This window comes from Phyllobacterium lublinensis (genome assembly GCF_020164435.1).
GTDB classification, from domain to species: Bacteria; Pseudomonadota; Alphaproteobacteria; order Rhizobiales; family Rhizobiaceae; genus Phyllobacterium; species Phyllobacterium lublinensis.
Map to the genome: position 1 here is coordinate 134,585 of NZ_JAIUDQ010000014.1, position 7,083 is coordinate 141,667.

A 7,083-nucleotide genomic window follows, 5' to 3' on the forward strand; every position below is an offset into this window, starting at 1 on the left:
AAGGACATGAGGTGCAAGCGTGCTTGCACCTCAGAGCCGCATCAGGCCTCCTGTGTCTTGCCGTTTCGCCGGCGATAATTGATCGACGACCAGAACGAGAAGAAGATCAGGGCCGCGCCAATCAGACCGGTAATCACTTCCGGAATATGGACCAGCGTCTGGCAGTACATGATGATCGCCAGGACCAGGATCGCATAGAACGCCCCATGCTCCAGATAGCGATACTGCCCAAGCGTTTCCTTTTCCACCATCATGATGGTGAGCGCCCGCACGTAAAACGCGCCAATGCCAAGGCCGATCGCGATTACGAACAGATTGGTGGACAATGCGAAGGCACCGATGACGCCATCAAATGAGAAGCTGGCATCGAGCATTTCCAGATAGATGAAAGCGCCAAGGCCACCCTTATGGATGCTGTCCATCTGTTGCTGGGTCGCATCGAGAATGGCACCCAAACCTTCAACGACGAGGAAGGTCAGCAGTCCATAAATTGCGGACGTCAGGAAGGTGATGGACTCCTCGCCTTCAAGTTGTTGCGAAAAGAAAATGATGAGAATGAGCGCCACCGCGACCTCAATGCCTTGCACAGATGCAAAGCGCGAGGCGTGGCTTTCGATTACCCGAATCCAGTGCACGTCCTTCTCGTGGTCAAAGAAAAATTTGAGACCAACCATCAACAGGAACGTGCCGCCGAATGCAGCAATGCCCACATGCGCATCCTGCATGATCCGGGCATATTCTGCCGGGTCGGAAACCGCCAGCTTCAGTGCCGATATGGGATCGATCCAGGCGGCAATCGCCACGATGGCCAGCGGAAAAATGATACGCATGCCGAAAACGGCGATGATGATGCCCCATGTCAGGAAGCGGTGCTGCCAGACGGGCGTCATGTCGCGTAAAATCTTTGCGTTGACGATGGCGTTGTCAAAGGACAGTGAAATTTCAAGAACGCCAAGAACAGCACAGATAAAGAGAACCGAAAGGGCGCCCTGCACCGTACCGGAATAGACGAATCCTATCCATGTACCGAGCGCCAATCCTACAAATGTAAAAAGAAACGGCCAAATAAAATATCGGTAGGTTGCCATATGTAATTCCTGCTTGAGACTCCCTGATTGCTTCAAAGATGGGATTCAGAACAGCGATAACAACCGCAAGCGGGTTACTGTTCGCCGTTTGAACATGAATTCACATCAAATTGCAATCTCCCAGCACCTTTAGACATCACAAACCTGTCGTCATCCTGTCGCGCGTCCACTTTAAACGGTTTGATTACGCCGGCTTTCCCACCGAATAGACCGTTACCGCCAGGCCTGCCCGCCATGTGTCAAAGCTGCCAAGCGGCTGCGCGTGCGAAACACCGATCTTGGTCAGGTCGCCCCCATGTGTCTCGCGCCAGCTGATCAGCGCCATTTCACCCTGGATGGTGACTGCATTGGCCACCAGACTGCCCCCCGGTTTCAAATTCTCCCAGCATATGCGCAGCACGCCCTCATCCGTTACACCGCCACCGATGAATATTGCGTCGGGTGCTGCGAGATTGGCGAGTGCAGCCGGTGCTTCCCCGCGGACAAGCTGAAGATCGGGTACGCCCAGCGCGCGGCTGTTGCGCAAGATAATTTCCTGACGCGTGCTGTCTGCCTCGATCGCGAACGCCCGGCAGGCGGGGTGAGCTCGCATCCATTCAATACCGATCGATCCGCAACCGGCGCCGACATCCCAAAGCAACTGTCCGGGAAGCGGTGCAAGATGCGCCAGCGTGACAGCCCGCACATCCCGCTTGGTCAATTGCCCGTCATTTTCGAACGCGTCGTCGGGCAGGCCCGCCAAAGTTGAAAAGGCCAAGGCCGCCAGCGGAGAAGCACCGCAGTCCACAGCCAGAACATTGAGGTCAGCAGAGCGCGGATGCTCCCATGCGCCGGCTGTGCCGTCCACGCGCCGTTCCGCGTCGCCGCCCAAATGTTCGAGTACAGTCAGACGCGCTGATTGGAAGCCGCGTGCGTTCAACATTGCGGCGACCCGGGCAGGGGTGTCGCCATCATTGCTCAGAACGAGCAATCTTGCGCCAGGCAGGAATGCCTTGAACAGGGTCTCCACTGGCCTGCCGTGGACACTCAGCAGCTGGATGTCCTGGATCGGCCATCCCATCGCTGCTGCCGCGAGCGAGAATGACGACGGTGCTGGAAGTACTCGTATTTCATTAGGTGCGATGTATCGCGTCAGCGCGGCGCCCATGCCGAAATGCATCGGGTCGCCACTCGCGAGCACCACTACGGGGGCCCCGCGCAGGGCAAGCAACATCGGATAGGCATCGGAAAACGGTGTAGGCCACGTTTGACGCCTGGCCGCCACCTCAGCAGGCAGGAGCTCCAGATGACGCTTGCCGCCGAATATGGTCGTCGCGCCGGCAAGAGCCTGCCGGGCATTTTGGCTGAGACCATGGTACCCATCTTCACCAATCCCGATAACCGTCAGCCACTGCATCATCACACATTCCATTACTGATTGCAGCCATGCATGCCCCAAAGCGCCAATTGGGTCAACGAAAGGCTCCTCGAGAATCATTGGCACGCACTTGGCGATCCTGTAAAACCATAAACACCATGGACCAGCTATCCAAACATACCCTGCAATCGTCCGTAGCGGACAGGCGTTCGGCCTGTCCCGGGCTATTCCGCATGGCAAGAGCGCTCGACGGCTCGATCTGCCGGGTAAAGCTGACCTTCGGCAACCTTGGCGCCAGCCAGGCGCGAAGCGTTGCCGACGCAGCGCAACGTTTCGGCAACGGAGTCATCGAGGTTACCAATCGCGCCAATCTGCAAATTCGCGGTGTCCGCCCTGATACCGAGAACGCATTGATTGCGCAGCTGTTGGCTGCGGGCCTGGGTCCACTGACCGACAGGGGAGATGATGTCCGTAACGTCATGATCAGCCCGTTGGCAGGTCGAGACAAAGGCAAGGTTGATACAAGGCCTCTGGCAAGCCGCCTTTTGACGACATTGCAATCCAATGCGACCTACCTGAGCTTGTCGCCGAAATTTTCCGTGTTCATTGATGGTGGCGAAGCCGTGGCGATGGTCGATCACCCGCATGACATATGGTTGAGCCCCGTCGATCCGGATAACCCATCATCCAGTTACGCCTTTGGTGTTGCGGGCATACCGCCAACAAAGGCAGGTGATCCGCCTGCACTTGGCGTAGTCGCGGGTGAGCGGGCGTTTGAACTCATCACCGCCCTGCTTGATACGTTCATCGACTGGAACCCGGCCCATCCTGCCTCCTCGCGGATGCGCCACATGATTGCCGACGCTGGCAGCGAAATTCTTTCCGGACCCATCGCAGCGCACGCTGATTCCCAAATTCACGGCAAAGATCTTGCCGGCTGGCGCAGAGCTCTGCCACGGCGCGGCGGTGGTCACCTCGGCGTCCTCGGCGAATGCAAAGACCCAACTCGCCCCGTAGGAGCGATGCCGCCCCTCGGAAGGCTCACTCCGGACCTTTTGCGATCGCTCGCCAGCCTTGCGGATAAATATAGCAACGGGTTGTTACGCATGACGCCTTGGCAGAGCGTGCTGCTGCCCGAAGTTGCTCCGGATGATGCGGCGAGCGCCCTCTCCCATCTCGTTTCGGTGGGACTCAGCGCGGATGCACGGGGCCCCCTCGCAACCATGATAGGCTGTTCAGGTTCTGCGGGATGCGGATCTGCTCTTGCAGCAACACAGGCCGATGGATTGAAACTTGCCGCATTGTTGGACGGACAGGCCGGCATTCCGCATATTCACATGAGCGGCTGCAGTAAATCATGCGCCTCGCCATCCGCAAGGCCGGTTACACTTGTCGCAACATCAGCCGGGCATTACGACATCTTTCTGCGCGCGACCAATGGACCGTCGCGATTTGGCAAGCTATTGGCTGCGAACGTCACTATCGAGGAAGCCGCCGAACTGATCGGCCAAAATTCCGGCTCTGGGGGCCCACTGCATGCTTGATTATATTCGCGACGGTCAGGCGATCTATGATCGCTCCTTCGCTATCATCCGTTCCGAAGCCGATCTCAGCCGCATTCCAGCCGATCTTGAGAAACTTGCCGTTCGCGTCGCTCATGCCTGCGGCATGGTCGATGTGATTCAAGACCTCGCGTTTTCGGCCGGAGCCGCCGCCGCAGGCCGCACTGCGCTGTTGAATGGTGCTCCCATTCTTTGTGATGCGCGCATGGTAGCGGAAGGTGTCACGCGCTCGCGCTTGCCGGCCGGTAACGAGGTGATCTGCACATTGAACGATCCTTCGGTCGCCGCCCTGGCGCGCGACATGGGAAATACCCGCTCGGCCGCGGCGCTGGAATTGTGGCGTCCACACCTGGAGGGAGCCGTTGTCGCATTCGGCAATGCGCCAACCGCTCTGTTCCGTCTTCTGGAAATGATCGATGAGGGCGCTCCCAAGCCTGCGCTCATCCTGGGCTTTCCTGTCGGCTTTGTTGGCGCACTGGAGTCCAAGGCTGCACTGGCCGAGAACAGTCGCGGTGTTCCCTATGTGGTTGTTCATGGACGGCGGGGTGGCAGCGCCATGGCGGCAGCCGCTATCAATGCGCTCGCGTCGGAGAAAGAATGATGCCGCGGAAGGGCCGGCTCTATGGGCTGGGCGTGGGCCCCGGCGATCCTGAACTTATCACCCTGAAGGCTCTTCGCCTGCTGCAGGCGACGCCGGTGGTTGCCTACCACGCGGCAAAAGGCAGGAAGGGCAATGCGCTGACCATCGTCGAGCGCTATCTGAACGAAAAGCAGCTGCTTGTTCCGCTGATCTACCCGGTAACGACGGAAATACTGCCGGCTCACATGAATTATGAGACGATCGTCAGCGACTTCTATGGCGAGATCACCGGCCTCCTGCGCGAGTATCTGGATGCCGGCACCGATGTCGCAGTGATCGCTGAAGGCGATCCGTTTTTCTACGGCTCGTTCATGTACATCCATGACCGGCTCGCGGGTGAGTATGAGACCGAAGTCGTGCCGGGTGTCTGCTCGATCCTGGGCGGCGCAGCTGTCCTCGGCGCTCCGCTCGTTTACCGCAACCAGACACTGACGGTTCTGTCCGGCGTACTACCCGCCGATGACCTGCGGGCCAGGCTCGCCACCACCGAGGCTGCAGCCATCATGAAACTGGGCAAGAACCTTGCCAAGGTGCGCGACGTAATCCGAGAACTCGGTTTGATGGACCGCGCGCTCTATGTCGAGCGTGCGACGATGGATGCTCAACGCATAGTGCCCCTGATCGATGTCGATCCTGAAGCCTCGCCTTACTTTTCGCTCATTCTGGTCCCGGGCGAGAAATGGCAAGGTGGTGGCGAATGACCGTCGCACCCCACATCTTTGTCCTCTCGGCACTTGGTATAGAAACGGCGCTGAGGATCAAGGACGGCATGCCCGACGTGACCATCCATGGTCTTGAAGGCCGCGTGGTCGGAGCCGACGTGCCCTTCGGCAATTTTGGCGAGACGATCCGTCAGCAGTATCAGGCGGGCCATCCCATTATCGCCTTGTGTTCAGCCGGCATCACCATCCGATCGTTGGCTTCAGTACTGGGGAACAAGGGAATTGAGCCGCCGGTGTTAGCTGTTGCCGATGACGGGAGTGCTGTGGTGCCACTGTTGGGCGGGACGACAGGTGTCAATGTTCTCGCCAGGCAGATTGCGCAAATCCTCGAAGTATCGCCTGCAATAACGACCTCGGGCGAGCTCCGGTTTGGCACGTGCCTCCTCAATCCGCCTCCAGATTTCCAATTGAAAAACCCTGAGGATGCAAAAAAATTCATCGCTGACCTGTTGTCTGGCAAGACGGTCAGGATCGAAGGTAATGCGCCCTGGCTCAGCGAATCGCGCTTGCCTTTGGATGAAACCGGAGAACTTCTCATCCGTATAACGTCGGAAGAGGTTACACCGCAAAACGGTGAACTGGTCTTCCAACCGAAAGCGTCGGGCGACATCGCCTTCGCCGAACCCAAACCCGGCAGACTCGCGGTCGTCGGCCTTGGTCCGGGGGACGCCAAGTTCATGGTCCCTGCCGTCAAGCATGAGTTGCAGCGCGCCCAGGACGTTCTCGGCTACGAAACATATGTGCGCATGGCCGGCCCCTTCCGCTCCGACCAGACCGTGCACATGACTGACAATCGCGAGGAAATGCAGCGGGCGCGTCATGCCTTTGAGCTTGCTGCGACGGGCCGGTCCGTGGTGATGATTTCGTCCGGCGATCCGGGTGTCTTCGCCATGGCGGCAGCCGTCGTCGAGGCACTGCATGAATCTGAAGACCCTGCCTGGCATGCCGTGGAGCTTGAGATCCTTCCCGGTGTTTCGGCGGCTCTCGCCGCCGCGAGCCGGAGCGGAGCGCCACTCGGCCATGATTTCTGCATTCTGTCGCTGTCAGACAATCTGAAGCCTTGGGATATCATCGAGAAGCGCATTGCACTTGCCGCCGAAGCCGATTTCGCCATGGCCTTCTACAATCCGATCTCGAAGCCGCGGCCATGGCAATTGCCGCGCGCCATCGAAATCCTGCGCCACCACCGCAGTCCCGATACGCCAATCGTGCTTGGCCGGGACATAGGCCGCCCAGGAGAGCGTTTGCAGGTGATTACACTCGTGGAACTTGTTCCGGAACTTGTAGACATGCGCACGGTTATTATTGTCGGTTCATCGCTCACGCGCAGCTTCGAACGCCTTGACGGCGGCAGGTGGGTCTATACGCCGCGCTGGTATGGGAAAAAGCCGGTGACATGAAGTCAAAACTCATGAGTCACTGAAGAAAGTTCATTTGTCCGTGGCGCCAGATGCCGGAAAAAGGATTGAGTGCTTCGTTTTTGTGTCGTTGCTGCTCAAGACCGCTCAGTATGATCCCTTACACCCGATTGGCAGTATCCGGAGTTCCCATGCCAGACAAGAATTATGTGCTTACACTTTCGTGCGAGGACCGGCCGGGCATCGTCGCTTCGGTGACGACTGAACTCGCCGGTATGGACGCCAATATCGCCGAGAGCAACCAGTTCTGGGACCGGCAGACCAACCGCTTTTTCATGCGCATCGCCTTCACTGCT

Annotated in this window: 7 protein-coding genes; 5 read left to right on the forward strand and 2 right to left on the reverse strand. The window is 58.5% G+C overall.

What is annotated here, in order from left to right; genetic code table 11:
• Positions 1 to 41: 41 nt before the first annotated feature.
• Positions 42 to 1,088, reverse strand: coding sequence for a DUF475 domain-containing protein (locus K9U38_RS16980; protein WP_224495529.1), 1,047 nt, complete (start codon positions 1,086 to 1,088; stop codon positions 42 to 44).
• A gap of 184 nt (positions 1,089 to 1,272) precedes the next feature.
• Positions 1,273 to 2,487, reverse strand: coding sequence for a precorrin-6y C5,15-methyltransferase (decarboxylating) subunit CbiE (cbiE, locus tag K9U38_RS16985; RefSeq protein ID WP_224495530.1), 1,215 nt, complete (start codon positions 2,485 to 2,487; stop codon positions 1,273 to 1,275).
• 116 nt (positions 2,488 to 2,603) lie between these two features.
• On the opposite strand from cbiE, the gene cobG reads away from it, so the two are divergent.
• From cobG to K9U38_RS17010, 5 genes are all read left to right on the forward strand, one after another.
• Complete coding sequence (cobG, locus tag K9U38_RS16990; RefSeq protein ID WP_224495531.1) at positions 2,604 to 3,989, forward strand: precorrin-3B synthase; 1,386 nt, start codon at positions 2,604 to 2,606, stop codon at positions 3,987 to 3,989.
• Positions 3,982 to 4,608 (forward strand): precorrin-8X methylmutase, encoded by a 627-nt coding sequence (locus K9U38_RS16995; RefSeq protein ID WP_224495532.1) that lies wholly within the window; start codon positions 3,982 to 3,984, stop codon positions 4,606 to 4,608. Before cobG ends, K9U38_RS16995 begins: the two co-directional genes overlap by 8 nt.
• Entirely contained in the window at positions 4,608 to 5,348 is a 741-nt protein-coding gene (locus K9U38_RS17000) for a precorrin-2 C(20)-methyltransferase (RefSeq protein WP_224495533.1), read from the forward strand. Before K9U38_RS16995 ends, K9U38_RS17000 begins: the two co-directional genes overlap by 1 nt.
• Complete coding sequence (gene cobJ / locus K9U38_RS17005; protein WP_224495534.1) at positions 5,345 to 6,769, forward strand: precorrin-3B C(17)-methyltransferase; 1,425 nt, start codon at positions 5,345 to 5,347, stop codon at positions 6,767 to 6,769. Before K9U38_RS17000 ends, cobJ begins: the two co-directional genes overlap by 4 nt.
• A 149-nt stretch (positions 6,770 to 6,918) precedes the next feature.
• On the forward strand, positions 6,919 to 7,083 hold a 165-nt coding region (locus K9U38_RS17010), incomplete at its 3' end, for an ACT domain-containing protein (RefSeq protein ID WP_224495545.1).

Coding starts and splice junctions, on each gene's coding strand:
- K9U38_RS16980 (WP_224495529.1), bottom strand. CDS start 1,088: ATGGCAACCTACCGATATTTTATTTGGCCGTTTCTTTTTACATTTGTA.
- cbiE (WP_224495530.1), bottom strand. CDS start 2,487: ATGATGCAGTGGCTGACGGTTATCGGGATTGGTGAAGATGGGTACCAT.
- cobG (WP_224495531.1), top strand. CDS start 2,604: ATGGACCAGCTATCCAAACATACCCTGCAATCGTCCGTAGCGGACAGG.
- K9U38_RS16995 (WP_224495532.1), top strand. CDS start 3,982: ATGCTTGATTATATTCGCGACGGTCAGGCGATCTATGATCGCTCCTTC.
- K9U38_RS17000 (WP_224495533.1), top strand. CDS start 4,608: ATGCCGCGGAAGGGCCGGCTCTATGGGCTGGGCGTGGGCCCCGGCGAT.
- cobJ (WP_224495534.1), top strand. CDS start 5,345: ATGACCGTCGCACCCCACATCTTTGTCCTCTCGGCACTTGGTATAGAA.